24 protein-coding genes and 1 tRNA gene are annotated in these 26550 nt (G+C 69.4%); 11 read left to right on the top strand and 14 right to left on the bottom strand.

The annotated features are described in order from the left end of the window. Positions 1-214 precede the first annotated feature (214 nt). Positions 215-547, top strand: a complete 333-nt coding sequence (locus EST54_RS17945; RefSeq protein ID WP_129248651.1) for an antibiotic biosynthesis monooxygenase family protein — start codon at positions 215-217, stop codon at positions 545-547. An 84-nt stretch (positions 548-631) separates the two neighbouring features. On the opposite strand, the gene EST54_RS17940 is transcribed toward EST54_RS17945, so the two are convergent. The 3 genes from EST54_RS17940 to EST54_RS17935 form a co-directional block, all read right to left on the bottom strand. Further along, positions 632-5398, bottom strand: coding sequence for a caspase family protein (locus EST54_RS17940; RefSeq protein ID WP_161989296.1), 4767 nt, complete (start codon positions 5396-5398; stop codon positions 632-634). A gap of 13 nt (positions 5399-5411) precedes the next feature. After that, positions 5412-5771, bottom strand: coding sequence for an effector-associated constant component EACC1 (locus EST54_RS34275; RefSeq protein WP_161989295.1), 360 nt, complete (start codon positions 5769-5771; stop codon positions 5412-5414). A gap of 216 nt (positions 5772-5987) precedes the next feature. Continuing rightward, positions 5988-6590 (bottom strand): MarR family winged helix-turn-helix transcriptional regulator, encoded by a 603-nt coding sequence (locus EST54_RS17935; protein ID WP_129248649.1) that lies wholly within the window; start codon positions 6588-6590, stop codon positions 5988-5990. A gap of 256 nt (positions 6591-6846) precedes the next feature. Here EST54_RS17935 and EST54_RS17930 point away from each other — a divergent pair, with 256 nt between their 5' ends. Further along, on the top strand, positions 6847-7926 hold the full coding sequence (locus EST54_RS17930; RefSeq protein WP_129248648.1) for an alkene reductase: 1080 nt from the start codon (positions 6847-6849) through the stop codon (positions 7924-7926). Between the two features lie 134 nt (positions 7927-8060). Further along, positions 8061-9902, top strand: a complete 1842-nt coding sequence (locus EST54_RS36350; protein ID WP_203525463.1) for an alpha/beta hydrolase fold domain-containing protein — start codon at positions 8061-8063, stop codon at positions 9900-9902. A gap of 144 nt (positions 9903-10046) precedes the next feature. On the opposite strand, the gene EST54_RS17915 is transcribed toward EST54_RS36350, so the two are convergent. From EST54_RS17915 to EST54_RS17905, 3 genes are all read right to left on the bottom strand, one after another. Then, a complete protein-coding gene (locus tag EST54_RS17915) occupies positions 10047-11441 on the bottom strand; it encodes a M36 family metallopeptidase (RefSeq protein WP_129248647.1) in 1395 nt (464 codons plus the stop codon). A 591-nt stretch (positions 11442-12032) separates the two neighbouring features. Continuing rightward, entirely contained in the window at positions 12033-12374 is a 342-nt protein-coding gene (locus tag EST54_RS17910) for a hypothetical protein (protein ID WP_129248646.1), read from the bottom strand. A gap of 542 nt (positions 12375-12916) precedes the next feature. After that, a tRNA-Arg gene (locus EST54_RS17905) sits at positions 12917-12989 on the bottom strand. A gap of 179 nt (positions 12990-13168) precedes the next feature. Between EST54_RS17905 and EST54_RS17900 the strand changes: the two genes are divergently transcribed. Beyond that, entirely contained in the window at positions 13169-13372 is a 204-nt protein-coding gene (locus EST54_RS17900) for a hypothetical protein (protein WP_129248645.1), read from the top strand. A gap of 66 nt (positions 13373-13438) precedes the next feature. Here EST54_RS17900 and EST54_RS17895 read toward each other — a convergent pair whose 3' ends face one another. Continuing rightward, positions 13439-13912 (bottom strand): ArsI/CadI family heavy metal resistance metalloenzyme, encoded by a 474-nt coding sequence (locus tag EST54_RS17895; RefSeq protein ID WP_129248644.1) that lies wholly within the window; start codon positions 13910-13912, stop codon positions 13439-13441. A gap of 78 nt (positions 13913-13990) precedes the next feature. Between EST54_RS17895 and EST54_RS17890 the strand changes: the two genes are divergently transcribed. Genes EST54_RS17890 through EST54_RS17880 form a run of 3 tightly spaced genes read left to right on the top strand, consistent with a single transcriptional unit; the run spans position 13991 to position 15922 of the window. After that, positions 13991-14392, top strand: coding sequence for an ArsR/SmtB family transcription factor (locus tag EST54_RS17890; RefSeq protein ID WP_129248643.1), 402 nt, complete (start codon positions 13991-13993; stop codon positions 14390-14392). After that, a complete protein-coding gene (gene arsB, locus EST54_RS17885) occupies positions 14389-15510 on the top strand; it encodes an ACR3 family arsenite efflux transporter (protein WP_129248642.1) in 1122 nt (373 codons plus the stop codon). Before EST54_RS17890 ends, arsB begins: the two co-directional genes overlap by 4 nt. Further along, positions 15503-15922, top strand: a complete 420-nt coding sequence (locus EST54_RS17880) for an arsenate reductase ArsC (RefSeq protein WP_275543274.1) — start codon at positions 15503-15505, stop codon at positions 15920-15922. Before arsB ends, EST54_RS17880 begins: the two co-directional genes overlap by 8 nt. 230 nt (positions 15923-16152) lie before the next feature. Here the strand turns inward: EST54_RS17880 and EST54_RS17875 are convergent, their stop codons facing one another. From EST54_RS17875 to EST54_RS34460, 3 genes are all read right to left on the bottom strand, one after another. Continuing rightward, the gene (locus EST54_RS17875; protein ID WP_129248640.1) at positions 16153-17568 is read right to left on the bottom strand and encodes an amidase; all 1416 of its coding nucleotides are present in this window, start codon (positions 17566-17568) and stop codon (positions 16153-16155) included. A gap of 409 nt (positions 17569-17977) precedes the next feature. Continuing rightward, the gene (locus tag EST54_RS34090; RefSeq protein WP_154074025.1) at positions 17978-18301 is read right to left on the bottom strand and encodes a hypothetical protein; all 324 of its coding nucleotides are present in this window, start codon (positions 18299-18301) and stop codon (positions 17978-17980) included. Further along, positions 18298-18498: a hypothetical protein gene (locus EST54_RS34460; protein ID WP_129248639.1), complete on the bottom strand. Its 201-nt coding sequence runs from the start codon at positions 18496-18498 to the stop codon at positions 18298-18300. Before EST54_RS34460 ends, EST54_RS34090 begins: the two co-directional genes overlap by 4 nt. Positions 18499-18565: 67 nt before the next feature. Between EST54_RS34460 and EST54_RS17860 the strand changes: the two genes are divergently transcribed. Then, positions 18566-19207 (top strand): TetR family transcriptional regulator, encoded by a 642-nt coding sequence (locus tag EST54_RS17860; RefSeq protein WP_129248638.1) that lies wholly within the window; start codon positions 18566-18568, stop codon positions 19205-19207. A 188-nt stretch (positions 19208-19395) separates the two neighbouring features. On the opposite strand, the gene EST54_RS17855 is transcribed toward EST54_RS17860, so the two are convergent. Beyond that, positions 19396-20643, bottom strand: coding sequence for a M6 family metalloprotease domain-containing protein (locus EST54_RS17855; RefSeq protein ID WP_129248637.1), 1248 nt, complete (start codon positions 20641-20643; stop codon positions 19396-19398). 348 nt (positions 20644-20991) lie between these two features. On the opposite strand from EST54_RS17855, the gene EST54_RS17850 reads away from it, so the two are divergent. Further along, positions 20992-21729, top strand: coding sequence for a TetR/AcrR family transcriptional regulator (locus tag EST54_RS17850; RefSeq protein WP_372448250.1), 738 nt, complete (start codon positions 20992-20994; stop codon positions 21727-21729). Positions 21730-21963: 234 nt separating this feature from the next. Then, positions 21964-23490 carry an MFS transporter gene (locus tag EST54_RS17845; RefSeq protein ID WP_129248636.1) on the top strand — a complete coding sequence of 509 codons (1527 nt, stop codon included), beginning with the start codon at positions 21964-21966 and terminating at the stop codon, positions 23488-23490. 240 nt (positions 23491-23730) lie between these two features. On the opposite strand, the gene EST54_RS17840 is transcribed toward EST54_RS17845, so the two are convergent. Then, entirely contained in the window at positions 23731-24228 is a 498-nt protein-coding gene (locus tag EST54_RS17840) for a MarR family winged helix-turn-helix transcriptional regulator (RefSeq protein ID WP_129248635.1), read from the bottom strand. A 455-nt stretch (positions 24229-24683) separates the two neighbouring features. On the opposite strand from EST54_RS17840, the gene EST54_RS17835 reads away from it, so the two are divergent. After that, positions 24684-25247 (top strand): pyridoxamine 5'-phosphate oxidase family protein, encoded by a 564-nt coding sequence (locus tag EST54_RS17835; RefSeq protein WP_129248634.1) that lies wholly within the window; start codon positions 24684-24686, stop codon positions 25245-25247. Between the two features lie 66 nt (positions 25248-25313). On the opposite strand, the gene EST54_RS17830 is transcribed toward EST54_RS17835, so the two are convergent. Together EST54_RS17830 and EST54_RS17825 are read right to left on the bottom strand one after the other, a co-directional pair. Continuing rightward, the gene (locus tag EST54_RS17830) at positions 25314-25841 is read right to left on the bottom strand and encodes a PPOX class F420-dependent oxidoreductase (RefSeq protein ID WP_129248633.1); all 528 of its coding nucleotides are present in this window, start codon (positions 25839-25841) and stop codon (positions 25314-25316) included. Between the two features lie 82 nt (positions 25842-25923). Beyond that, the gene (locus tag EST54_RS17825) at positions 25924-26469 is read right to left on the bottom strand and encodes a hypothetical protein (protein ID WP_129248632.1); all 546 of its coding nucleotides are present in this window, start codon (positions 26467-26469) and stop codon (positions 25924-25926) included. Positions 26470-26550 lie beyond the last annotated feature (81 nt).

Genomic DNA, 26550 nt, shown 5'->3' with positions numbered 1-26550 from the left:
CACCAATGCCCCCGCCTCGCACTGCGACCCCCGCCTCAACCCGGCTCAGGCCGTCGAGGTGGCGCGCGCATGGGCGACGGCCCGGGTCACGCGACCCCCCACGCGCATGGCAGGCTCCGCGCTCCACTGAACGAGCCCGCCACCGCGCTGTCCGTCCCGAAGTCCCCTCATGACCCCGAGGTCCGCCCGCGCGGGCCAGGAAAGGAACCACACCATGAGTGAAACCGTGATCCGCACCGACGACGGCACCTTCGCCATGATCAACGTCTTCGACGTGGAGCCCGACCGCCAGAAGGAACTGGCCGAAGTGATGAGCGAGGGCGCCGACCGTTTCATCCGGCACCGCCCGGGGTGCATCTCGGTGAACATCCTCACCAGCCTCGACGGCAAGCGTCTCGTCTACTACGCCCAGTGGCGCAGCAAGGCCGACATCAAGGCGACCATGGGCGACCCCGACGTCCAGTACTACCGCGACAAGGCCGCCGAACTCGCCAAGCCCGACCCGCACGCCTACACGGTGTTCTCCGTGCACCACCCGGAGAACTGACGCGCAGCCACCGGAACGGAGAAGCCAGGTCGGACAACTGCCGACCTGGCTTCTCGGCCAACCGCTAGCTTCCGATCTCCTGGCTCAGGCGTGGTGCACCTGACGGAGGAAGGCCTCGGAGAGCCGCGCCGCGGCGAACCGACCTCGACGGATCGAGTGCCGTTCGGCGAAGCCGAGGAGCTTCAGCCCGAGTTCCTCGGCGGAATCGGTGTACCCCTCGCCCAGTCCCAGTACGTCGCCCATCCCGTGGCCCCAGACCAAGGACGCCAGGGCCAGGACCCGGCCCTGCCCCATGGCCGACTGGACCCGGCCGGCCCAGTGGTTCGCATCGAGCCAGACCACTGCGTTGAAGCAGGACCACGCACTCCGCAGGCTTGCGGCAAGGCGTTCCTCCTCACGCAGTCCGGACGGCCTTTGGAAGCAGGGGACGTCCGTGTCCGAGCGCCATTTCAACGGCACCATGCTGCAGAGCCATTCCGCCTGTTCGAGGTGGAACAGAGCCAGTTGGTGGACCGATTCGACATTCGCTCCGGCTGTCTCCAGTCCCGCTACGAACGGCTCCATTTCGACGCTCGACGTGTGCTCGCCAAGGTCCGTGAGAGCTGCGGCCAGCTCCAGGAAGCCCGCGCTCTCCTCCGCCGTAATCAGGGCATTCAGATCTGCCACGGCACCGAGCTGCGGAGCCAGTGAGGGGGTGTGCCCCCGCGCCGTGCGCAGTCGCAGCACCGAACTCCAGTGCCCGGGCGCCGCGTAGCGCGTCTCGGCGAGTTCGCGATGCGCTGTCTCCAGCAGACGGCGCTGGACTTCGCCCGGGTACTCGTCCCACAGTGCTTGCCGCAGAAGGGCGTCGGCGCGGACGCCGACGAGCTCGCTCAGCTTGTGTTCAGGGATGCTCCGGCGTTTCGGCTCCGCGGACTTGGCCGCCTTGGCGAACAACCAGGAAGCCAGGTGGTCCTTCGCCCTGATCACGCTGAACTCGGAAATCGGGTTCGGTTGTCTGCCGCCGAGAACCCGGTAGATCTGCTCGACCTCGTCCACGTCAACGCTCTCTCCCGTGAGAGCCGCTTTCTCGTGGAGGACCCGGCTCTCCAGAGCACTGAGCATCCTGAACCAGGTCACGTCCTGCCCGTACGCCTGTGCAAAGGATGCGACCTTGGCGTGGCGTTCCTCGTACACATGGCGTAGGTGCGCGGCCTGTCCGTCGTCAGGGACGTGGCTGAAGATGCGCGGACCTGGCAGGACGAGCGGAGCATCCACCTCGTGCAGCAGCTCCAGGCCATGGAAGGGAGCCCATGCGTCCGCGTCCGCGTCGGCGCCGCCGGCCGACTTCACCACGGTGGTCCACTGCTTGAGCGCCGGCCCTGCGGAGTGTGTGAGTTCCGAGGACCACGACCGCTCGCGCAACATCGACACGATGGTCAGCCAACTTCTGAGGATCATCCAGTTCGGGGTGTCCATGAGCGCCTGGTCCAGGGACTCCTTGAGGGCCTTGAGGCCGTGCAGCACCTCCTGGTGCTCGCCCTGGGCATCCCGGACCGAGGCCATGAAGGAGGTGAAGAAGGAGCCGAACACGGTTTGGTCGTCGGCGGAGGACCAGGTGGCGGCCGCGTAGCGGGCGACCTCGTCCAGCGCCGCGAGCTGTTCCTGGGCGGGCAGGGAGGCTATCTGCCTCTTGTAGATGTTGGCTGCCTTGGCGGCGGCCCGCCAACGGGTGTTCGGTGGAATGGCCTCCTCGAATGCGTCGTCCTCGTCCGTCAGCAGGAGGGCGAGGAGCGCACCGAGCACCCTTCCCGCGGCCTCACCGCTGAGGATGCGATCGAGCACCTCATCGTGCTCTCGCCATGCCTGCGTCTCACCGCCTCGCGTGCCGTGCCGCCAGGCGTCGATCAGGTGCTCTGCCGTCTCCTGGGGATCCCAACTGGCCTTGGCATGCAGCAGGCTCAGCCGGTGCATCAAGTTCCGGAGTCCGCCACTGGGGGCGGCCCTGATCGACTCTTCGAGGCTGTCGATCAGGGACTGGACGAGTCGCGCGGTGCGGGAATGCAGCTCACTGTCGTCAGAGAGTTCGGCGGTACCCAGGCCCCAGCCGGCGAGGGCGAGGGTTCGACTCACCCGGCCGGGGGTGAAGTCCTGTGTGACGGCGTGGGAAACACCTTCCAGCACGAGGTTGCGGAATTCGGCCACGTCGCTGATCGCGTCGAGACGCTGTGCGCACATGAAGGTCAGCCGGTCGAGTGTGTTGATGTCCTCGTGGCTTTGCAGTGGCTGGCGGGAGAACTCCTCCCAGAGCTGCGTGAGCACCTGAGAGAAGCTGTCGTGGATGCCCGGCGTATCGGTGGAGAGCCGCGATACCACGTTGAGCTGTGCGATCCCGAGCTTCACCCCTGACAGCGGCTTGCGGGCCGTCGGGTCCGACATGCGGCCGTGGAGTGCGAGGAGTTCGCTCTCCGCGTCCTTGAGGTCGACGGGCAGGATCAGCGCGTCGTCCGATCGGGCCAGCAGGTTGGCCACGACGACCGATCGGGTGCTGGACCACTCGTTGGTGGTCAGGCCCTTCGGGAGTTCATCGAGGTCGTCGAGTGCCCGTTCCAGGGCCCGCACCACATGGAATCCGTCATGGCCCTTGCTGTCCGTACCGGCGAACTCGTGCACGTGGTTGAGCAAGTGCGCGGTGGCGTCGCCGATGATCCGGTCCACTGTTGTCTCATCCGGTTCCGGCACCCCGCAGAGAAAGTCCGGGAGATGGTTCTTCCCGAACCGGTCCTCCGGCGGCATCTGGAGTCTTCTGTGGATCTCCTTGAACGCCTCCGCGGCAGCCGGGCTGATGGCCACCTCTGATGCCTCGCCCGGCACGCTGTCGACGAGCACGCCCGACTTTCGCAGCCAGGGAATGGCGCTTTGCAGGGAACTCAGCTCGGGGGGCAGGCCGGTCACCGAAAGGGGTGGTGATCCCAGCTGCGCCCACGCGAGAAGAAAGGCGAGGGCGCCCGGGCGGGAGTCTTCCTCCAGGCGGCAGCCCGATTCGATGAGCGCCGGGCCGACCACGTAATGGGTGGCCCGGCGGATTTCCTCGGCGAGCATTCCGTCGTGTGCGGTGGTGCCCCCTGCGGTGAGGCGGAGGCCGAGCGCGGCCACTGCCTGTGTCAGCACCGTCGGGCGGAACGCGATGGACTCGTCACCGGACAGCCGCAGTGCGGCAGCCGGGTCGACGCCCGTGATCTCCCGCTCCTCCAGCAGGAGTCGCAACAGCTCAGCGCACTGGTCCAGGCTGAGCGGAGGCACGTTCACCGGCGCCGACGGCAGGAGCTGGCCGGCGCCGGTGAGCCCTTCCAGATCGCGCGCGGAGACGACCAGGACGATCGCGTCCCGGAAGACCGGATAGGCGAGGAGCCGTTCCAGGTCGTCATGGATCTTGCGGCGCCCGGAGCGGGGCGTACGCAAGGTGATGTACACGACCAAGGGCCGGCCGCCGACCCGTCGGGCCAGCTGCGCCACCGCCTGCTCGCGCAACTCCGCGAAATCGAGGGAATCCTGTGGGGTTCCGCCATTCCGGTACCGGTCCAGACCCAGCGTGAACTGAAGCGCACGAAGGGCGGGTACGGGGCTCTTGTACCGGATGAGATCGAGGTCGAGCCGCAGCACATAGGGGTCGCTGGGCATGACCGCGCGCGAGCCGTCCCGCTCCCGCACGAACATCTCCGTGAGGCACTTCTTGCCGACCCCCGGCTCGCCGGTGATCGGTACGACATTCCCCGGCCGCGACCGGGTTTGCAGCTGGCCGAACTCCTCCGGGCGGGGGAGGACGGGGCGCAGCGGCGAGGGGTAGTCCCACGGCCATTTCAGACCGAACGGAGCGGCCTTCTCGACAACGGGAGCGGCCTCAGCCGCCGCACCACTCGCTTCGGACGGGGGCGCGGCTTCGGACGCCGCTCCACTCTCCTCGGACGGGGCTACGGCTTCGGACGCTGCCCCCTTCTCCGCCGCAACCTGTGCCGGAGCGGTGCAGGGGAGAGACAGCTCCGCTGAACCGGGCGTCGGGTGGGCTTTGTTGGGCAACCAGGGGTGGTCCGCCACATGGCCGTGCAAGGTGAGTGGGATCGGTACCCGCTCATGAAGATCAGGGAGCCGCAGTCCCTCGTTGTGCTGCTCCGCCTGCTGTTTCACGGACTGCGCGAGGTCGCTGAGGCTCAGATGGGACCCACTGCGCGGGGCGGGCCGACCGGCAGCCGCGATGAACGCACCGGTGAAGAAGCTGGGCCCGTCTTCGGTGGGCGACTTCGCCTTCCAGCCCTTGTCGGCCGCCACCAGCAGAGCAATGCTCACCCCTGTTTCGCCCGGCGGCTGAAGGACCGGACGCACATGGGAGACGGCCGCTCCCGCGTGACAGCAATCCAGAATCACCATGATGTGATCGGCCTGAACTGCCGGGTCCTGCAAGATGTTTGCGATGAGGCTGAACGCCAAGCTGCCGTGATTGTCCCTGACGGACTCGGTCTTGCTGAGCGCGAGGTACAGCCCCTGCCCGTCGGCAGGTTCGATCGTGTAGCCGTGGCCCGAGAAATAGACGAGCAGGAGATCCGAGCGTTCCTTCGGCCGCAGCGCGGCGTTGCGCAGTGCTTCTCGGATGGTGTCTGTGGTCAGCGGTCCGTTCCGGTCGCTGACCGTGTCGCAGTTGCGGCTCGGCATCCCCCACTGGTCCAGCAGGTCGCGCATGGCGTCGAGGCTGTGCGGCACCGATGGTAGGTCGCCTAATCCCTCCTGCTTGAGGTGGGGATGGTAGGTGGAACACCCGATGAGGACAGCCCGTGATCGCGCCGGGTCGAAGGGGACAGGCTCGCCGGTTATGGCCAAGTCGATACTCGCTTCAGTCCTCGTCGGGCTCTGTGTCCTCGTCCATGAGGGATGACAGGGCCTCCAGGGCCTCCCGGTCCAGCTTCCTGGTCCTGACCTGCACCGTACGTGTGCCGTTGGACACCGTCCACACACTCGGCTGGAGGCGTGCCTCCAGCCACGCACCGAAGACGGAAAGCCCCGTTTCGATCAGCTGGCGGTTCTCGCTGGCAAAGACGATGGCGTCATGGAGCACGCCCATGTCGCCGGGTGCGCCGGGCTTCGTCAGCAGCTGGGGGTTGAGGCCGGCTCCGTGCCTGTGCCGACGGAGCATCTCCAGGAGGGAGGACACCTCCTCGTCGGTGCCCTCGTCGCAGGTCAGAGTAAATCGCACAGAAATGGCCCCCCAGTCCCGGAACTTCGAGCAGTTCATCAGCATAGCGGTCCGCGTGACGCCATTGGGGCGCAAGCCGTCAGCCGTCGCGATGCCGGCCCGTAGAGCTGCCGGCCCCCGTTCTGTGCGCGCTGACCTGGGCATGGCCGGCCTGCCGGGTCGTGGCGCCGCCGACCCGCTGACCGAACGGGCGTGGCCGGGCGCCGGGTTACGCGCTCACTCCGTGGGGGACGTCCGCCCCGTGCCGGTCGTCGTCTCAGCCTCAGTGGCCGGTGCGGGGGCATCTGCCGGGGAAGTGCGTGCGGCCGTGCGGGCGAGGCTGTCCTCGATACGGCGCAGGGCGTGCAGCGTTTCGGCCTGCTGATCGGGGGTGAGGTCGCCGGTCGAGGCCTCTTCGAGCTCGGCCCAGATGCGTTCGACCTCTCGGCGCAGCGCCTGGCTCGCGGCAGTCGGTTCGATGATGACGGCGCGTTTGTCGTCGGGGCAGGGGCGGCGGCGGACGAAGCCGGCGTTCTCCAGGCGTTTGATGCTGCGGGTCATGGTGGCGGCGTCGGAGTCGATCAGGCGCACCAGATCGGTCTGCCGCTGGGGGCCGATTTCCCACAGATGCATCATGACCAGCTCCTGGCCCAGGTGGAGGCCGACGCGGCGCAGCAGCTGCCCGGCGATCATGCGGTGCAGGCGGGCCACGCGGAAGATCGAGTGGCTGACCGGCCCCGCGTGGGCGGCGGCGGGCACCGGCACCGAGGAGGTGGCCGACGCCGCTGTCGGTGGCTGGCTCGGCTGGCTTTGCGCGTTGCGGTTGGTCGCCCGGCTCATCAAGATCCCATCCTAATCTCCGGCTGAAACTGATCGGACAGTAATCAGGATAGCCGCCCCTTCGCCCCTTAGGGCATCCCTGTAGGTGGCGGGTAATTCCAGGTGAACAGTGGGCGAGTGACGTGCCTCACTCATCGATGTGGGAAGCGGCAGCGTGTTTTACTTGTTCGGACAGGTAATGGTGCCTGGCGCACCAGCACGCCGATGGAGCGCCGCCGGACCGGGCGGCCTCCCGCTCCTCACCAAAGGAATGATCATGACGACCGCGTTCGACCCGATCGAGCTGGGCGGCAAGCGTCTGGCCAACCGCATAGCGATGGCGCCGATGACCCGTAGCCGCGCCTACGGGCAGGGGGCCACCGCGACGGAGCTGATGGCGACCTACTACGCACAGCGGGCAAGCGCCGGCCTGATCGTCACCGAGGGCGTCCAGCCGTCGGTGGTCGGCCAGGGCTACCCCGACACCCCGGGCCTGCACTCCGCCGAGCAGGTCGCCGCCTGGCGGCAGGTGACCGACGCGGTCCACGGCGAGGGCGGGGTGATCTTCGCGCAGCTGATGCACACCGGCCGGGTCGGCCACCCCAGCCTGCTGCCCGACGGCCTGATCCCGGTGGGCCCCTCCGCCGTCGCCGCGAAGGGCCAGGTGTACACGCACCAGGGTCCCCAGGACTTCGTCACGCCGAAGGAGCTGGCGCACGACGAGATCGTGCGGACGATCGCCGACTTCACCGACGCGGCGCGCAACGCCGTCGCCGCCGGCTTCGACGGCGTGGAGCTCCACGGCGCGAACGGCTACCTGATCCACCAGTTCCTCGCCCCCAACGCCAATCAGCGCACCGACACCTGGGGCGGCGACGTCGCGGGCCGGGTGCGCTTCGCCGTCGAGGTCGCCGCGGCCGTCGCGGAGGCGATCGGCGCCCACCGGACCGGTATCCGTATCTCCCCCGGCACCCCCTTCAACGACATCGCCGAGACGGACCCGGCGGACCTGGCGGAGACCTACACGGCCCTGGTGGCCGGTCTCGCCCCGCTGGACCTGGCCTATCTGCACGTACTCGAAGGCCCGGACCGCAGCCTGACCGAGCGCCTGCGCAAGGACTGGCCCGGCACGTTCGTCCTCAACCCCTTCACCCACCCCGCGCCCACCGGCCACGACTCCCTCGGCCTGATCGAGGACGGCGCCGCGGACCTGATCGCCTTCGGCGCGCTGTTCCTGGCCAACCCCGACCTGCCCCGCCGCCTCGCGGCCGGCGGTCCCTACAACGAGCCCGACCGGGCCACCTTCTACGGCGGCGACGAGCGCGGCTACACCGACTACCCGGCCCTGCCCGCCTGACCGCAGGTCACCGCCACCGGTCGGGGCACGGCGAACCGGCCCTCCCCGGCGGTCCCCGCCGAGCCCCGCCCCCTCTTCGACACCTTCGCCTTCGATTTCACCTTGACCTTCACCGCTCACCCGAAGGACCCGCCATGACTGCCCTCGCCCGCAGACTCCAGCACGCCGCCTACGGTGGCCCCGACGTACTCGACGTGACCGAGGTGCCGCTGCCCGAGCCCGGCCCCGGCCAGGTCCGCGTCCGCATCCACGCCGCCGGCGCCAACGCCCTGGACTCCAAGAAGCGCCGGGGCCTGTTCACTCCCGGCCAGGAGGCCCCCGCCGAACCCCAGCCCCTGGGCCTGGAGATGGCCGGAGTCATCGACGCCCTCGGACCCGGCGTCACGCAGTGGAAGACCGGCCAACCGGTGCTGGGACGCACCGCCCAGCAGGACGCCGTCGCCACCCACGCCCTGGCCGACGACGACACCGTCGTCGCCAAGCCCGACTTCCTCACCTTCGAGCAGGCCGCCGCCCTGCCGATCGCCACCGAGACCGCCTATCGCACCCTGCGCCAACTCGGCCTGGTCGCCGGCCAGACCCTGCTGGTGCACGCCGCAGCCGGCGGCGTCGGCCTCATGGCCGTCCAGCTCGCCCGCGCCCTGGGCGCCACCGTCATCGGCACCGCCGGCGAAGCCAACCACCCCTTCCTCCGCGACCTCGGCGCCACCCCCGTCACGTACGGCGACGGCCTGGCCGACCGGATACGCGCCGTCGCCCCGCAGGGCATCGACGCCGTCCTCGACGCCTCCGGACGCGACGTCCTGCCCCTGTCCGTCGAACTGACCGGAAACCCGGACAAGGTCCTCACCATCGCCGACCTCGACGCCGCCCGGCACGGCGTGCGCTTCTCCCGCGAGATGCTCCCCCTGCCGCAGGTCATGGACGACGTGCTGCCGATGATCGAGGACGGCCGTCTCCACATGCCCATCGAAGCGGTCTTCCCGCTGGAGCAGGCGGCCGACGCCTACCGCCGCCTCGACGACGGCCACCTGCGAGGGAAGATCGTCATCACCACCAGGACGCCCCTGGACCCGGCGGCGCGGGCGGTGCTCGACATGGCCATGCAGCCCGGTGTGCCCCAGCTGCACGAACTCTCCGCGGCAGAGGCCCGTTCGGTGGGGGACGAGATGTGGGTCAACCTCGGGGGCGAACCGGCCGCGGTGGCCCGGGCCGAGGACGCGGTGGCCAACGGCGTTCCCGTCAAGCTGTATTGGCCCGAGGGCGAGGGCCCGCACCCCGTACTGATCTGGATCCACGGCGGCGGCTGGACGGTGGGAAGCGCCGCCGCATCCGACGCGACGGCCCGGGACCTGTCCCGTCTCGCCGGATACCTGGTGGTCAGCGTCGACTACCGGCTCGCGCCGGAGCACCCGTTCCCGGCCGCCGTCGAGGACGTCAGGGCGGTCGCGACGTGGGTGTCCAGCGAGATCGGGGTGCTCGGCGGTGACACCACCAGGATGGCCGTCGGCGGGGACTCGGCGGGCGCCAATCTGAGCGCCGTACTCGCCAACGAACTGCCGGGCACCTTCGGCCTCCAGGCCCTGGTGTACCCCGCGACCGACCTCACCCACCCCTTCCCCTCCTACGAGGAGAACGGCGAGGGCCTGCTGCTGACCAAGGACGCGCTCGCGTGGTTCCAGGGCCACTACCTCGGCGAGGACGCCGACCCGAGGGACCCGCGCGTCTCGCCCCTGTACGCCGATGCCGCCACCCTGGCCGCCGCCCCGCCGGCGCTGGTGATCACCGCGGGGTACGACCCGCTGCGGGACGAGGGCGAGGCGTATGCACAGCGCCTGCGCGAGGCCGGTGTCACGGTGGAGCAGGTGCGCTACGAGGGCCAGATCCACGGGTTCTTCAGCATGCCGGCAGCCATCCCCACGGCAAGGGAAGCCATCGAACGCGTCACCTCGGCGCTGCGACGGGCCTGGGCCTGATGCGACGCTGACGGGCCCGGCGGCTGATCCGCCGGGCCCGTCCCGTGCCGTGTGCCGTCTGCCCGGACTCGATGCGGCCGGAAGCTGCACCGGCGGGCCCGGTAGTGGTCAGGCCCGCCGGTGTTCGGGGCCGATCCCGTGGGGTTACAGGATGCCGCGATTGACGAACGCGGTGCGTACCGAGTCCGCGGCGGCGGCGCCGTACAGGGAGTTGGCGGCGTTCACGGTGGCCTGGGCTGCCGCCGCGAACGTGGTGTTCGGCGCGTAGGAGAACTGCGACTCCAGGATCAGCGTGTCGCTCTCGGTGCGGCCCAGCGCGGCGTGGATGTCGTACAGGGCCCGTGACCAGATCTCGCCGTCCGCGTGCACCTCGCCGGCCATGTCCTGCGGGTAGTGCTTGGTGCCGTCGACACGGCGCAGGCAGTGCGGGGTGGTCGAGGTGTAGGAGGTGGCGTCCCAGTCACCGATGCAGGCCAGCGGCGTGGTGGCGGTGTCCTGGCTCACCGGCTTCGAGTTGGTGTAGGCCCAGTAGTCACCGAAACCCTCGCCGATGGCGCTGGACTCCTTGGTGGTCCCGTAGCCAGGCACCTGGGCGTCCTGGATGGCGTGCCCGTACTCGTGCCAGATCACCTCGGCGTCTTCGGCGTCGTCCACGCCGCCGGTGCCGAACGTGATCTTGTCCGTGGGCCCGTCGTAGTTCGAGTTGTCAGCGGTGAGCCCCGTGGTGCGGTAATCCTGTGGCTCGTTGTTGACGTCGCTGAAGCCCAGGCTCTGGATGTACTCCTGCGTGCTGGTGATCGCGTGGTAGGCCATCGTCTGCTCGAACCCGTCCTGGGACCGGTTGTACAGGAACGAGTTGCTGGACGAGCTGACCTGTTTCCTGCTGACGTTGTAAGCGGAGGGGCCTCGCAGGTAGCCCGTTCCGTCCAGGTTCTTCAGCGTGACCGTCTTGTAGGCCGGGCCGAACACCGCTGAGTCGGCATTGTTGTTGTCGGTGAGGGATTCGTTTTGCAGGGTCACGACCGCGTTGGGCGAGAACACCTTTCCGGTGCCGTCGATCTCCTTCACCATCGACTTGCTGGACAGCACCTTGCCGCTGTCGGCGTCGACCACGGTGCGCACCGAACCGTGGCCGGTGTCGTCGAGCACCTCCCAGGCCAGCCGGGCCGGACTGCCCGGTACGACGGACAGCGTGGCCCGGAGGTTTTTCCGGCCATGACTGCGGGCCGCGGCGAGTGAACGGGCGCGGTCGGCGCCGACGGCGGCGTTCGAGTGGGCCAGCCCGGAGACCTTCACCCGCCCGTCGGTCACGGTGGTCTTGCCCGTGCGTCGGTCCACATGCGTGGCGTAGAACCCGCCCAGGACCGGGTGGCCTTGGTAGGTCTGCTTGTACCAGTAGTGCTTGGCCAGCAACGACTGCTTGGTCGCGACCAGTTTGAGGTTGCGCGGTGCCGCTTGCGCGTGAGGTGTTGCCATCAGGGTGCCGGCTATCGCCGCCGCACCGGCCACGGTAGCCGTGGCCCATCTTCGCTTCGCCATGAACGCCTCCAGGCGTGTATGGGTGGGGGAGCGGGGGCGAATTTAGGCCAACGTGGACCTGAAGGAAAGAGGTTGATAGTAGAAGCCTGGAACATCAGGAAGATTTTCACGGCACTGTCATGCGATCCGCTCTTCTTCCGGAAGGGCGGGTCAGCCCTCAACTCCACCGTCGCTGTACGTGCGAGCGTCACCGTCCGACGCGCTCCCGCACCTCACGCGGAGGGCGGCCTCCGTGGTCAGCCGGTCACCACCAACCCCACAGTGCGGAGCAGACCAAACGAGCACGACGACCACGGCAGGGGCCTGCGTGGCAACCCGCGGGCGTACAGTCGCGCACAATCGACGAGCGCGACGCGGTCCGCGGTTTCCGCGAGCACACTCCGCCCTCGGGCTCGTGGACCTTGGGGTGCCTGGACGGGGCCGGCGGTCTCTCCCAGCCGTCACCGACACTGAGGCTCGTCTGGCCGCAGGGGCGGGGGCTTTCCTGGACCGTTAAGGAATATCCGAAGTGCGAAGAAAGCGCGCTCGATGTTCCCAGGATCTTCCCATTGGGCACCCGAAGGCCTTCCAGAATGGTCCCCTGGAAGGCCTTTAGCGCGCTGTCCTGCAATGTTGTGGTGTCCCCGGGGTGTGGCCGGAGTGACCGTCAGTAAGGAGGTCGCCCCAGGCCCAGCAGACGACTGGGAAGCCCAAGGCGTCGAGGGCGAGGCGGGCGGTCTTCACGTCGGAGGGCTTGGTGCCGGTGGCCTCGGTTATCAGATCCAGGACGTAGTGGAGGCCGGTGCCGACGAGGGCGTACCACTCGCGGTTCTGGCTGAACGTCATGCTGTGTGCTGGGGAAAGGCGTGAGGCGGCAGCTTCGACCTGGGCCCTGGTGATGGTGTGGCGCGTACCGCCGGAGATGAACTCGGCGGGTTCCGGCTTGTTTCTCAAGACTCTTCACCTTCTTCGTGGCGGGACCGGCCGGACAGATCAACCGTTCTTCTGAGGCATTTTCGTCGCACGAGCAGCGACCCGATTCTGCCTCGGCCGGGGCGCTGCGTCGTTCAGATCGCTGCTGGCCAAGTGCGAACGGCTTCCGCACGGACCTCACGCACCACCTCGTACTCGTACGGTTCATCGCCGAGACGGGAGGTCGGGTCGTCACAACCTTCGGTCCATCCGGGACCGCGTCCGACCACACCCGGAAGCGCTCGCGCTCTTCGTGCGCACGCCGAGCAGCTCGCAGATGACCATGATGGGCAGCGGGAACGCGAGGGCATGGTTAGGGGGTGTTGGTGCGAGATCGCGGAACTCCCTGACGGGATGCGTCGCAGCATGTTCGAAGCCTTCAGGCTCCAGATCCACTACGACAAGCCGCACCAACAGCGCTCGCTGCCGAGTGAAGCTCACCAGCGACACGATCGACGCAACGGCGAATCGTGACAGAGGCGATGCGAGCCGACCGTACGGGGATTCGTTTCCCGTCTGTGTTGTGCCCCCGGCAGGATTCGAACCTGCGACACCCGCTTTAGGAGAGCGGTGCTCTATCCCCTGAGCTACGGAGGCGGGGCCTTGCGCAAAACGTGGATGAATACCCTGAGTGATGTTCATCCAGTCCCCGGCAAGGGAGCGGACCGCCGCGAGCGGCGGTCCCAGACAGGGTAGCGGATGGGGCTGGGGAGCGGTGGGCGCCTTGCTCAGTTCATGATCGCGAGGCCGCTCGTCGGTCGCTGCTGAGGTCTGCTGTGCAGCGGCGGGGCGGGCGCCGCATCTTCACCTCGCACGCCGTCTCGCCGGGCGCCCTGCGCGGCGTCGGTGTACCGCTCGTCTGGCTCCCGTACGCCCAAGTCGCCGATTTGGTGACGGGGTTGGGGGGTGTGGATCTGGGGCTGTTCCTGGAGGGGTATGTGGACGGCTGGATCCGCGACGGCTGGATCGCCTTGCAGTAGTGCCGCCCGTCAGGCGCCGGCAGCTCGGCTGTCGCGCGAGGCGCGGCATGCCACGGGCGGGGTCGGTCAGCTGCTGCCGCAGGTGCAGCCGGAGGTCGGCTCGGTGGGCTCGGCGGCGGACTGGCTGCCGCAGCAGGCGTCGCTGCCCGGGATGTTGCTCTTGCCCATCTGGCTGGCGTCGGCCTTGACGACGTAGACCTCCCAGGGTTCCTTGCCGGGGCCGTGCACCCAGACCTTGTCCTGGAGGGCGTAGCAGCAGGAGGTGTCGTTCTCCTCGAAGGTCGCAAGCCCCGCTTCCACCAGGCGGTGGGTGGCGGCGTTGACCTGCTCGGTGGAGTCGACCTCGACGCCGAGGTGGTCCAGGCGGGTCTCCTGGCCCACCCTGCCTTCAATGAGGACGAGCTTCAGCGGCGGCTCGACGACGGCGAAGTTGGCGTATCCGGGGCGGCGCTTGGCCGGCTCGACACCGAACAGCTTGGAGTAGAACTCCACCGACGCGTCGAGGTCGGGGACGTTGAGGGCGAGCTGCACACGGGGCATGACGGCCTCCCAGCGCGTTGCATTGATGTTTATCGATACAAGCTTGCGCCTTGAATTGAAGTTCGTCAACATAGACGTATGTCGAAACAAGAGCTTGAGGTGCTCGGTCAGACCCAGGAGTGCTGCCCGGGGCTGCTGACCGCGCCGCTGGACGAAGAGCAGGCCACCGAGCTGTCGAAGGTCTTCAAGGCCCTCGCCGATCCGGTGCGGCTGCGACTGCTGTCGATGATCGCCTCCCGGGCCGGCGGCGAGGTGTGCGTGTGTGACCTGACGCCCGCCTTCGACCTGTCGCAGCCGACGATCTCCCACCACCTCAAGCACCTGCGGCAGGCCGGACTCATCGACTGCGAACGCCGTGGGACGTGGGTGTACTACTGGCTGCTGCCGGAGATGACCGACCGCCTCGCCGGCATCCTGACCCGGCCCGCCGGCCAGCCCCTCGCCCAGCCCGCCCAGACGCCTGCCGGGGCGGCTTCATGACCGCGAAAGCGACGGCGCAGACCGCGCCTGCGGGGCCGGTCGCGGCCCGCCTGTCGTTCCTGGACCGCTTCCTGGCCGTGTGGATCCTGCTGGCCATGGGCGCCGGCCTCGGCCTGGGGCGACTGGTGCCCGGTCTGGGGGACGCGCTGGCGAAGGTGACCGTCACCGGCGTCTCGCTGCCGATCGCGCTGGGTCTGCTGGTGATGATGTATCCGGTGCTGGCCAAGGTCCGATACGACCGACTGGACACCGTCACCCGCGACCGCCGCCTGCTGATCCCCTCCCTGGTGATCAACTGGCTCCTCGGCCCCGCCGTGATGTTCGCGCTCGCGTGGATCTTCCTGCCCGACCTGCCGGAGTGCCGGACCGGGTTGATCATCGTCGGGCTGGCCCGCTGCATCGCCATGGTCATCATCTGGAACGACCTGGCCTGCGGCGATCGCGAAGCCGCTGCCGTCCTGGTCGCCCTGAACTCCGTTTTCCAGGTCCTCGCCTTCAGCCTGCTGGGCTGGTTCTACCTCTCCGTTCTGCCCGGCTGGCTGGGCCTGCAGCAGACCGGGCTGAATGTCTCGGTGTGGGAGATCGCCCGCAGCGTCCTGATCTTCCTCGGCATCCCCCTGGCCGCAGGCTTCCTCACCCGCCGCCTGGGCGAGAGGGCCAAGGGCCGCACCTGGTACGAGACGAAGCTGATCCCCCGCATCGGCCCGTTCGCCCTGTGGGGGCTGCTGTTCACCATCGTCGTGCTCTTCGCCCTCCAGGGCGACGCCATCACCTCCAAGCCTCTCGACGTCGCCCGGATCGCGCTGCCCCTGCTCGTGTACTTCGCCCTCATGTGGGCCGGGTCCATGGCCCTGGGCAAGGCCGTCGGCCTGAACTACCCACGCACCACAACGCTGGCGTTCACCGCGGCAGGCAACAACTTCGAACTCGCCATCGCCGTCGCCATCGCGACCTTCGGCGCGACATCCGGCCAGGCCCTGGCCGGCGTCGTCGGCCCCCTCATCGAGGTGCCGGTACTGATCGGCCTCGTCCATGTCGCCCTCGCCGCCCGCCGTCTCTTCCCCGAAAACGACCCGGCCGCCGAGCCGGCCGGCCTCCAGGAGCCCGCCCGTGACTGACCCTCGCAAGCCGTCGGTGCTGTTCGTCTGCGTCCACAACGCCGGACGCTCCCAGATGGCCGCTGCCTTCCTCACCCACCTCGCCCAGGACAAGGTGGAGGTCCGCTCAGCCGGTTCCGCCCCCGCCCCCGCCGTCAACCCGGCGGTGGTCGAGGCGATGACCGAGGTCGGCATCGACATCTCCGCCCAGAGGCCGAAGGTGCTGACCACTGAGGCCGTCCAGGCATCCGACTACGTCATCACCATGGGCTGCGGCGACGCCTGCCCGATCTTCCCCGGCAAGAAGTACCTCGACTGGGCCTTGGAAGACCCCGCAGGCCAGGGTGTTGAATCCGTCCGACCCATCCGCGACCAGATCAAGATCCGCATCGAAGCCCTGATCGCCGAAATCGACACGGCACCGGAGGACTGAACGTCGTGCTCGCTGCCGACGTTCACTCCTCGATGCACCACCCGGTGCGCGCGAACGTCACATAGCGCCGTACTCCAGAGCACTGGGCCCCGATGGCCAGGACGGGAATGGCCGGCACATTCGCTTCGGCATGCACACCGGCTGCACCCCCGCCGCGCGCCGGCCGAGTCGAACGGTGAGGCGTGCTGCTGTATCGCCTGTCGCTCTGCTGTGCAGGGATGTCGCGTTGTTCAGAGCGCCGGGTGTCGTTCGCGGACCCGGCTTACGGATTCCAGAAGAGTGCCGAGGTGGAGCAGTGTGGCCTCGTCGTACCACTTCGTCACCAGTTGTACTCCGATCGGCAGCCCCTCGGGACTTGAGCCGAAGGGCACCGAGAGTGCCGGCAGGCCGGTCAAGTTGAACGGCACGGTGGCGCGCATGACGTTCCACGGCGGCACCGTCACTCCGTCGACGTCGTACTCGGTCTGGCCGTGAAGGGGGGCGGGCATGGTCACGACGGGGCACAGCAGCGCGTCGTAGCGTGCGAAGTACGTCGAGAACGCCGACTTGAGGCCTTCGACGGTGCGTTGCGCCGTCACGTAGTCGGCCAGCGGGACGTCCGGCAGCGACAGCGTGTGCCGGAGCACCGCGTGCAGTTCGTCCTCCCGGCCCGCCGTGTGCTCTTTGAAGTACGGAAGGATTTCCGGGAGGAAGAGGGTGGCGCTCAGTTGCGTGCTGTCGCAGGCATCCAGTTCCGGTAGGCGCACTTCCTCCACGTGGCAGCCGGCGTCCTCAAGTGCCTCCGCGGCGGCGGTCACGGTGGCCGACACCGCGGGGTCCACCGGGCCGAAGCCGGGCCGCACCAGCCATCCGATCCGCAGGCCCTCCCGCGAGGCCGAAACCTCCGCGGGTGCGGCGGCGACCGGGAGGTCCACGGCGTAGCCGTCCAGCCCATCGGGGCCGGCGAGTACCGCATAGGCCGCCTCGATGTCCCGGACGCTGCGGGCCATCGGGCCCACGTGCCAGTAGCGGCGCAGGATGTCCGGCCAGTGGCCGGTGAAGGGGATCCGGCCGTGGGTCGCCTTGAGTGCGACGATGCCGGTGTAGTGGGCCGGTCCGCGCATCGAGATCGCGACGTCGCTGCCGAGGCCGAGCGGCGACAGCCCCGCCGCGATGGCTGCCGACTCCCCGCCGCTCGACCCACCGGGGGTTCGCTCCGGGGCCCAGGGGTTGAGGGAGCGGCCGGAGACGAGGTTGTCGCTCTCCGTCCAGTAGGAGAACTCCGGCAGGTTGGTCTTCCCGATCGGGATTGCGCCGGCCGCCTTGAAGCGGGCCACCGAGGTTGCGTCCCGGTCCGGCACGTGGTCGGCAAACAGGTGCGAGCCACGCATGGTCCGGACGCCGGCTGAATCGAGGGAGTCCTTGATGGTGAACGGGACGCCGTGCAGCGGTCCCAGCGGCTTTTCGTGCAAGACCGCCTCGGTCGCGGCCTTCGCGGCAACCAGGGCCTGTTCGGCGGTCACCGTCACAACGGCGTTGAGCTTCGGATTGGTCTCCTCGATCCGGTCGAGGTGCGCCTGGACGACCTCCAGCGGGGACAGTTCCCGCCTCCGGATCCGAGCGGCCAGATCGGTGGCGTCCAGGAAGCAGATGTCGGTCGGCGTCATCGGCATTCACCACACGGAACCATGGACATCTGAACTCCCTTGCCTTGATTGATTCGAATGCGTGTTTGATAACGCTACCTGGGGGTGGGTGGCCCGATCGGCAGTTGCCTGCCGGGAGGTCGAGGTCTAGGTATTTCCCGGTGGCGAAGGCGGAGAGGTCCGCCTCGGGGGAGTGCGGCAGGGCTCAAGCCTGGGGAGGGCGTCCGGTTGGGCGGTCAGGACCCCTCGGCTGGGGCAAGTGCTGCTCGGTGCGGGCGGGTTGCGCCCCTGGCATGCCGATGGCGGTGGTCGGGAATCGACCACCGCCATCGTGATGCCTGACGCCATCGTGGTGCCTGACGCCGCGGTGCGGGGGAGGGGGCGTCGTCGCGGTCGTCGCCGCAGTGATCGCGTCCTCGTGCGGCGGGTGTCAGCCGCCGATGTGCCAGCTGACCGTGCCGTCCGTCGTGGTGAGGAGGGCGAGGAGGAGCAGGTCGACGGCGCCGAGGGCGATGCCCAGGAGGGCGCGGCCGCGGCGGTTGGTGCCGCGGGCCAGGGCCAGGCCGCCGAGGGTCAGGGCGCAGGGGCCGAGGAGGAGGTTGAGGACCAGGGTACCGAGCAGGCCGAGGACGAAGGAGGCGACGGCCATGCCGTCCGCGTGGTCGCGGAGGCGGGAGGCGGGGCGCTGCGGGGTCTCGGCTGCTGTGGCCGGTGCGGGCGTGGTCGTCCGCGCGGTCTGGCTGAGCGTGGTCATCGGGAGGTCACCTCGTCCTGGTGGCGGCGTTCGCGGAGGAAGAAGACGAGCAGCCAGCCGGCGATGACGGCGGCAGCGAGGAGGGTGACGGGGATGGGGAGGTGTGCCGCGGTGCCCAGCATGATCCCCATCAGGAGAAGGGCTGCGACGAGGAAGAGCATGATCTTCCTTTCCGATTCCAGAGGACAGTTGTTCACTCAGTTCCTTCAGTCTACGACTGCGCAGGAGTGGAGTAGTTCGGAGAACGGTTGTTTACTGGATGACATGAGTCACAGTCTTGGAGTCCGGCAGGCCCAGAAACAGAAGACCCGTCAGGCGTTGCTCGACGCGGCCCTCGGACTGCTGGAGGAACAGAGCCTGAGCAGCCTGGGGCTGCGGGAGGTGACGCGGGTCGTGGGGATCGCCCCGACCGCGTTCTACCGGCACTTCCGCGATATGGGTGAGCTGGGCGTCGTGCTGGTCGAGGAGGCGTTGGGGAGCCTGCATGTGATGGTGCGGGCGATCCTCGCCGAGCAGGACGGGGCCGAGGAGCGGATCGACCGTACGGTCGCGGTAGTGGAGCAGCACGTCCGCCGGTATCCGCTGCACATCCGGTTCGTCGCACGCGAGCGGCACGGTGGCGTACGGGCCGTACGGCAGGCCATCGCGGGGGAGCTGGACCGGTTCGCGGAGGAGGTCGCGGCGGCGCTCAAGTCACAGCCGGTGTCGGAAGGCTGGTGCGATGACGATGTGCGGATGCTGGCGGAGCTGTATGTGGACCGGCTGGTGACGACGGCCGCGGCACTGCTCGACGCCGAGGCGGACGGGGCGGAAGGCGCGGCCGAGCAGGTGGTCCGGGTTGCGCGTCGGCAACTGCGGCTGATCAGCATCGGCCGGCGGCACTGGCGGGAGGAGCACCAGGAGTAGGTCGTGTGCGCCAGGTCCCGCCTGGCCCGCGACTCCCGGCCTGCGATGCCTGGGCCGCGATACCTGGCCTGCGGCGCCCGACCGCGATGCGTGGCCTGCGGCGCCTGGACCGCGATGCCTCCGTGATGCGTGGGCCGCGATGCCTGGTGGACGTCCGGCTGTGTCTCGTCCGCGCGCCCGGCGTTGCGTCAGTCGCGTGCCGGGGTCACCCGTACGCGATAGGTGCCGTCGGGGTTTTCCGTGAGGACGGTGACGGCCGCGCCGCTGGTGCGGTCGGTGAAGGTTTCGCCGGGGCCGAAGGTGGCGTCGGTCAGCTCCGGGTCGACGTATTTGTTGTCCCGGTAGCAGCCGCCGCTGCGCGGGGTGGCGTCCACGATGCGGAGCGGGCCGCGGCCCGAGGGGACACGGGTGGCGACGCGGTAGATGAGGACGCCCGGTTGGCAGACCGCCGGGTCGAGCAGGCCGCGGATGCGGGCCTCGACGACCAGCGCGGTGCGGGGCGAGGTCGGGATGACGACGATCTTGGTGCCGCCGGGGGTGGAGATGGGGGTGAGGGTGTGTTCGCCGGGGGTTCCGTGGCGCGGTGCGCAGTGCACCTGCTCGGCGGAGAGCCAGCCGAGCTTCCACTTGTGCCAGCCGACGAAGTCGTTGCTCGGCCCCCAGTCCTCGTCCATCGGGTCCCAGTGCCCTACGGGGGGCGAGGAGTCGCGGTCGTCGGTGTAGTAGAGATCGGGCAGGCCGAAGCTGTGGGCGTTCTCGTGATTGAGGACGCGGAAGGCGCTCGTCCCGATTTGCCGGCTCCAGATGAAGGACGCGTTGCGGAACGGCACCCCGTCGGCGGTACGCAGCCCCATGTCGCCGCCGCTGAAGGTGACCGACAGGACCGTACGGGTCGCGGGCGGGCCCGCGTTGGGGGTGGCGATGACGTTGATGACGTCGTAGTCGCGGAAGTCGACGAGCGGGTCGACGGCGCGGACCACCTCCCGGGAGAGGGCGTGGTAGCCGCCGTCCGAGCCCGGGTCGAAGCTGGCGCCCCGCCCGATGCCGTACGCCGCGAGCGGCCGTGACATACGGAGCCACCGGAACAGCGGTATGGGGCGGTAGGTCAGCCTGCCGTACGAGCTGACGCGGAAGTACTCCGTCGCGGCGGGGAAGAATTCGGCGAAGCGGGCGCGGGGGGACAGGGTGGCGTGGGCGTCCGGGAAGTCGATGAAGAGGGTGAGCGCCCGTACGTGGCCGGATGAACGGGCGAAACCTGTCGGGGTGTCCGCGGATTCGGCGACGTCGTCGCTGATGCCGCGCAGGGCACACGGGCCGCTCGGCGGGGAGCCGGGCCCGGTGGGTATGGCCACGGCGCTGGGCGGTGAGCCCAGGGCTATCGCCGCGGCCGCGGTCACCGCTCCTGCGGCCAGAACCGCGGATACCTTGTGCTTCATATCGATCACCTTGTGTCGACGGGTGATCGCTCGCGCGCGGGGTTACGTCAACCGGAGTCATGGCGGGGCCGGACGGGTCGGTCCGGACGCGGGGGCCCACCCGCGCCGGTCGCAGGTGGGTGGGTGGGGTGAGGTGTGGTTCAGGTCACGTCGGGGCGTGAAATATCCGGGGAGGGGGTCCCCGTTTAACCAGACGTCGGATGAAGCGGGGAGCGTTTCCCCGGTTCGTTCGGTGCGCAGGGGACGGAGAGGTCCCCGACACCGGTCGTCTGACACCTGACACCTGACGCCTGACCGGGTGGTCGGAGATGTGCCGAGAACGCTGAGAGACGAGAGGAGCCAGCTGCCGTGGCCGCCACCACCGCTTGTGCGCAGTCCGGGAACGAGCAGTCCGGGAAGGAGCGGTCCGGGAAGCGGCAGGCCGAGAAGGGGGAGCAGCAGCCCCGTCTGCGGGCCGATGCCCTGCGCAACCGGGAGCGGATCATCGCGGCCGCCCGCGAGACGATGGTCGAGTTCGGGGCCGGGGTCCCGCTCGATGAAATCGCTCGACGCGCGGGCGTCGGCAATGCGACGCTCTACCGTCACTTTGCGGATCGTCTGGAGTTGATCCACCACGTCACGCTCTCCGTCATGTCCCGTACCGCGGACCGAGCGGAGCGTGCCCTTGCCGAGGAGTCCGATGCTTTCCAAGCGCTGAGGCGCTTCGCCCACGCCGCGGTGGAGGAGCGGATCGGGGCGCTGTGCCCCCTGCTCTCCGACGGCGTCGACCGCGACCACCCCGATCTGCTCGCGGCGCGCGATCGTCTGGAGGCGGCCATCGAGGCCGTCATGGGCGCCGCACGCGAGAGCGGCCAGCTGCGTACCGATATCGCGGTCGGCGATCTGATGGTCGCGATCACCCAGCTGACCAGGCCGTTGCCGGGATGGGGGTCTCCCCGGACCGAGTCCGGGGGAGGCTGCATGGACTTCGACACGTTCGTGCACCGGCATCTGCAACTGTTCCTGGACGGTCTGCAGACGCCCGCCCGCTCCGAACTCCCCGGTGCCGCAGCCACCTTGGAAGACCTGAGGCGGCGGAGCTCGTGACCCGGGCGAGCGCCATGCCGTAGCGCCTCACCTGCCGTAGCAGCTCGTCCGCTGAAGTACCTCGTCCGCCGTAGCACCTCGCCCGCTGAAGTGCCTCGCCCGTCCCGCCGTCCCGTCGATTCCTCCTTCCCGTCGTCCTGTCGTCCCGTCCTGCGTTCCCCGCGTCCCGTCGGCCGCTCGGTGCGCCGGTCCTTCGCTCCTGTTCGCTCACCGCACCACTAGGTGGATCCCGCCATGCCTGAAACAGCCACATACGTCGATCCCCGGCGCTGGAAAGCGCTGATATTCATCGCTCTCGCCCAGCTGATGGTCGTGCTCGACGCGACCATCGTGAACATCGCGCTGCCCTCCGCCCAGGAGGATCTCGGTATCACCGACGCCAACCGGCAGTGGGTGATCACCGCCTACGCACTGGCCTTTGGCGGGCTACTGCTCTTCGGCGGACGCGTCGCCGACCTGTGGGGACGCAAGCGGACCTTCATCACCGGACTCCTCGGCTTCGCGATCGCCTCCGGGCTCGGCGGGGCCGCCGCCGACCAGGCGATGCTGATGGGCGCGCGGGCGCTGCAGGGGGTCTTCGGCGCACTGCTGGCGCCGGCCGCGCTGTCCCTGCTGGCCGTGACCTTCACCGAGGCCAAGGAGCGCGCCAAGGCGTTCGGCATCTTCGGTGCGATCGCCGGTGGCGGCGGCGCCGTGGGTCTGATCCTCGGCGGGGTGCTGACCGAGTACCTGAACTGGCGCTGGACCTTCTTCGTGAACATCCCGTTCGCCGTGGTCGCCGCGACCGGTGCCCTCCTGGTCGTCCGCGAGCCCGCGGAGAGCCGTAACACCTCCCGGCTGGACGTCCCCGGCGTCATCCTGGCCACCCTCGGCCTGGTCTCGCTGGTCTACGGCTTCACCCGCGCCGAATCCGACGGCTGGCTGGCCGGCCCGACGCTCGGGCTGTTCGCCGCGGCCGCCGTGCTGCTGCTGACGTTCGTGCTGGTCGAGTCCAAGGTGAAGGCGCCGCTGCTGCCGCTGCGGGTGGTCACCGAGCGGAACCGCGCGGGCATCTACGCCTCGCTGGGCCTGGCCGTGATCGGCATGTTCGGTCTCTTCCTCTTCCTGACCTACTACCTGCAGATCGTGAAGGGCTACACCCCGGTGACGACCGGCCTGGCCTTCCTCCCGATGATCGTCGGCATGATCACCGGCTCGACGCAGATCGGTGCCCGGCTGATGACCCGGGTCCGGCCGCGGCTGCTGATGGCACCCGGCTTCACGGTCGCCGCGCTCGGCATGCTGGTGCTGACCCAGATCGACCTGGACACGTCCTACCCGGCGCTGATCCTGCCCGGCTTCCTGCTGATGGGCCTCGGCATGGGTACGGCGTTCATGCCGGCCATGTCGCTGGCCACGCACGGCGTCCAGCCGCGCGACGCCGGTGTCGCCTCCGCCATGGTCAACACCTCGCAGCAGGTGGGCGGCGCGATCGGTACGGCCCTGCTGAACACCATCGCGGCCAGCGCCACCACCGCGTACGCCACCTCGCACGCGGCCGGCGCCCGCTCGCTCGACCTGCTCAAGCTCCAGTCGATGGTGCACGGCTACACCACCGCCATCTGGTGGGCGGTCGGCATCCTGGCCCTGGCCGGCGTGATCGCCTTCACCTTCATCAACACCGGGCGGCCCGGTGGCGGTTCGCCGGTCGCCTCCTCGCAGGACGGCGAGGGCGCGGCGCTGGGCGAGGACGAGGTACCGGTGCCGGTGATGGCGCACTGATCCGACGGGAACGGTGCACTGATCTGCCAGGGATGGCGCACTGATCAGGTAGGAGGGCGGTCGAGGGGCGGTCGGCGAGCCGACGCCCCCGGCCGCGCTCTTACCGCATTCCTACCTCACTCATACGTACGCCGGGACGGGCCTTCCGGACTCCTGCGGGCACCGGACTTCCCGGGCTCATGCGTACGCCGGGGCCTCCCGGACTCATAGGTGCCGGCTTCTTCCGGCTCCGCCGAACCGTCAGCGGAGCCAGGGGAGGTCGGCACCTTTCGGCTGCAGCCCCTCGGTCATGACCTGGCAGATCTCGGCCAGTTGACCGACCTGTTCCGGGGAGAGCCGGTCGAAGATCGCGGCGCGTACGGCCGCGACATGACCCGGGGCGGCCTTCTCCAGGACCCGCATCCCCTCGTCCGTGAGGTGGGCGTTCTGGCCCCGCTTGTCGGAGGAGCAGTTCTCCCGCTGCACCCAGCCGTTCCGCTCCAGACGCGCGATCGCGTGGGAGAGCCGGGAGCGGGTGATCTTGGCGTTCTGAGCCAGCTCCGTCATCCGCATCCGCCGCCGGGGCGCGCGGGAGAGCTGGACGAGGAGGCCGTAATACACATGCGGCATTTTGGCGTCGCGCTGCAGCTGACGGTCGAGGTGATCCTCCAGGAGCGTGGTGGCGTGGAGGTAGCACTGCCAGGCGTATTGCTCCTCGTCGCTGAGCCAGTGCGGCTCGGCTGCGGCTTCGTTGCTCATACCATCCACTCTCTCACCACTCGGAGAGTTATTTAAGCTTTAACAACGTCGCCTTGGTGAGACTGTGGTGCGACGCTTGAAGATTCATTCATCGGTTCTCGATGGCTGAATGTTCCCCCGTACCGACCTGCCCACTGCCCAGTGTGACGCCGCGACGTTGTGAGGAGCGTAATGCCGGTCACGGGGTGCTTGGCCCGTGGCCGGCGGAGATGCGCCCGGGCGCCGTGGGCTCCTACGGGCGGCCGGGCGGCCGGGCGGCCGGGCGGCCGGGCGGAGCATGATCGATGGGCTGTGGCGGGGGTCGGTGGGGCAGACGGCGCAGTCGGTGCAGTCCGGCTGTTCCCAATGTGCCGTTGGTGGTGGGTGGTTGGGCCGGCCGGTCGCCTCCGTACCGGACGGGAGTGGCGCATCCATACCGGACAGGAGGTGTCGGGTATGGCGGGGAGGGTGCTGCCATGACGAGTGAGAGCGCGGGCGTCGAGGGTGTGGCGGGCAGTGCGGCGGAGGGCAGCGGCCGGGGTGATGCGGTCGGCTGGGCGGTGGTGGAGGAGGGGGAGCCGGAATTCGCCGGGTGGGTGCGGAAGCGGTTCGGGGCGTATCCGCACCATGTCCTGGCGACCCTCCGGAAGGACGGGGCGCCGCGGCTCACGGGTCTGGAGGCGGACTTCCGTCATGGGGAGTTGTGGCTGGGCATGATGGTCGGCTCGCGCAAGGCGCTCGATCTGCGGCGCGACCCCCGGTTCTCCCTGCATGCCAATCCGGGGCCGGACGCCGGACTTGCCGACGGTGACGTCAGGGTGTCCGGGCGGGTCGTGGAGGTGACCGACCCCGGGGTGGTTGCGCGCTATGCGGCGGAGGTGAAGCCGCCGGAGCCGTTCCATCTCTTCCGGGCGGAGCTGACGGAGGTGGTGCGTACGTACGTCGAGGAACCGTATGTGGTGCTGGTGAGTTGGGCGCAGGCCCGGCCGCTGCGCACGATCCGGCGGACGTCGGACGACGCGGCGCTGCGGGTGGAGTGACCGTGGGGTGACAGGTGGGCCGGCAGCGGCAGTTGTGCTGGCGGCGGACGGTTCCCCGGGGCCGGCTCAGTCAACGTTGCGGGCTCGGGTGCCGTCGGCGTCCGGTTCGAGGTGCCAGCTGATGATGCGCCGTGGATGGACGCGGATCACGTCGTTGCTGAAGAAGTCGGGCGCCATCGGGGGCGCGTCGAGGGTCAGCACTTCGGCGCGGCCGCGGATCTCCACGCCGCGGCCCCAGCCGGGCGCGATCGGGTCGTCGGCCGGCGCCATGTCGTCGATGAGCAGGGAGACTTCGGGGCGGGCCTGGGCGTTGCGGTACTTCTGGCTGCGGTGCAGCGCGGGCCCGCCGATGTCGAGGGTGTCGTCGTTGTTGAGGACGAAGCCGACCGGGCGTACCTGCGGTCCGCCGTCCGGCCCGGTGGTCGCCAGGCGGGCCAGCGGTTGGCCGGCGAGGTACGCGCGCTCCTTGGGGGTGAAGACGTGCGCGGCGGTCGCGGGAGCGCCGGCGGGGCCCGTGGTGGCGGCGTCCGCGGGCGACGTGTCCGGCGTCGGCGTCGGCTCCGGTGTCCGCTCCGGCTTCGGTCTCGGTGTCATGGCGGCGACGCTAGAACCTCAAGTGCGGTTGAGGTCAAGAGGAGTCCCCCGGCGGGTGCCCTCGGGTGGCTCGGCGGGTGGCTCAGTGAGTGGCCACGGGCAGGCGGTGGGTCCGGTGGGGCTTGTGGGGGCGGTGTTCGCCGTGTGGCTCGCGGACGCGGTGGGTGCGGAAGACGTAGAGGGACGCGACGAACATGACGGCGCCCATGGTGAAGCCGAAGGCGCACGACTTGAGGATGGCTTCCCCGCCGAGGCTGTAGCACCATCCCAGCGCGCCGCCGAAGAGCACCCCGTAGGCGATCGCCCGGGTCTCGGTGAGCAGGGACGACTGGAAGTGGGCCACCACCAGCCCGAGCACCCCGGAGACAACGAACGCGGCCAGCCCGTACAGCATGGCCGGGCCGCCCTTGGTGCCGTCGGTGTGGGTGCGGAAGATGGTGAAGAGGCCGAAGGCGAGTGCGGTGATGATCGGCAGCGATACCTTCGCCGGGATCCGCCCCGCCATCCCCGGGGGCCGCTGCGGGGCGCCGGCCCGGCCGGGTGCGGGGGCCGTCGCGCCGTGTTCGGTCTCCACGGTGCCGTGCGAGCGGGATGCCCTCGCGCCATGCCGCTGAGCGATGTGGTCCATGACGGGCTCCTCTCGGTTGCCCCGCTGCCTTCCTGTACAGGCGACACCCGGGCGTCGCCCGCGTCAACCGGAGCGGCAGGA

This window comes from Streptomyces sioyaensis, assembly GCF_004122735.1.
Taxonomy (GTDB): Bacteria; Actinomycetota; Actinomycetes; order Streptomycetales; family Streptomycetaceae; genus Streptomyces; species Streptomyces sioyaensis.
This window is presented reverse-complemented; position numbering and strand designations above follow the sequence as displayed.

Coding starts and splice junctions, on each gene's coding strand:
- EST54_RS17945 (WP_129248651.1), top strand. CDS start 215: ATGAGTGAAACCGTGATCCGCACCGACGACGGCACCTTCGCCATGATC.
- EST54_RS17935 (WP_129248649.1), bottom strand. CDS start 6,590: ATGAGCCGGGCGACCAACCGCAACGCGCAAAGCCAGCCGAGCCAGCCA.
- EST54_RS17930 (WP_129248648.1), top strand. CDS start 6,847: ATGACGACCGCGTTCGACCCGATCGAGCTGGGCGGCAAGCGTCTGGCC.
- EST54_RS36350 (WP_203525463.1), top strand. CDS start 8,061: ATGACTGCCCTCGCCCGCAGACTCCAGCACGCCGCCTACGGTGGCCCC.
- EST54_RS17915 (WP_129248647.1), bottom strand. CDS start 11,441: ATGGCGAAGCGAAGATGGGCCACGGCTACCGTGGCCGGTGCGGCGGCG.
- EST54_RS17895 (WP_129248644.1), bottom strand. CDS start 13,912: ATGCCCCGTGTGCAGCTCGCCCTCAACGTCCCCGACCTCGACGCGTCG.
- EST54_RS17890 (WP_129248643.1), top strand. CDS start 13,991: ATGTCGAAACAAGAGCTTGAGGTGCTCGGTCAGACCCAGGAGTGCTGC.
- arsB (WP_129248642.1), top strand. CDS start 14,389: ATGACCGCGAAAGCGACGGCGCAGACCGCGCCTGCGGGGCCGGTCGCG.
- EST54_RS17875 (WP_129248640.1), bottom strand. CDS start 17,568: ATGACGCCGACCGACATCTGCTTCCTGGACGCCACCGATCTGGCCGCT.
- EST54_RS34090 (WP_154074025.1), bottom strand. CDS start 18,301: ATGACCACGCTCAGCCAGACCGCGCGGACGACCACGCCCGCACCGGCC.
- EST54_RS17860 (WP_129248638.1), top strand. CDS start 18,566: ATGAGTCACAGTCTTGGAGTCCGGCAGGCCCAGAAACAGAAGACCCGT.
- EST54_RS17855 (WP_129248637.1), bottom strand. CDS start 20,643: ATGAAGCACAAGGTATCCGCGGTTCTGGCCGCAGGAGCGGTGACCGCG.
- EST54_RS17845 (WP_129248636.1), top strand. CDS start 21,964: ATGCCTGAAACAGCCACATACGTCGATCCCCGGCGCTGGAAAGCGCTG.
- EST54_RS17840 (WP_129248635.1), bottom strand. CDS start 24,228: ATGAGCAACGAAGCCGCAGCCGAGCCGCACTGGCTCAGCGACGAGGAG.
- EST54_RS17835 (WP_129248634.1), top strand. CDS start 24,684: ATGACGAGTGAGAGCGCGGGCGTCGAGGGTGTGGCGGGCAGTGCGGCG.
- EST54_RS17830 (WP_129248633.1), bottom strand. CDS start 25,841: ATGACACCGAGACCGAAGCCGGAGCGGACACCGGAGCCGACGCCGACG.
- EST54_RS17825 (WP_129248632.1), bottom strand. CDS start 26,469: ATGGACCACATCGCTCAGCGGCATGGCGCGAGGGCATCCCGCTCGCAC.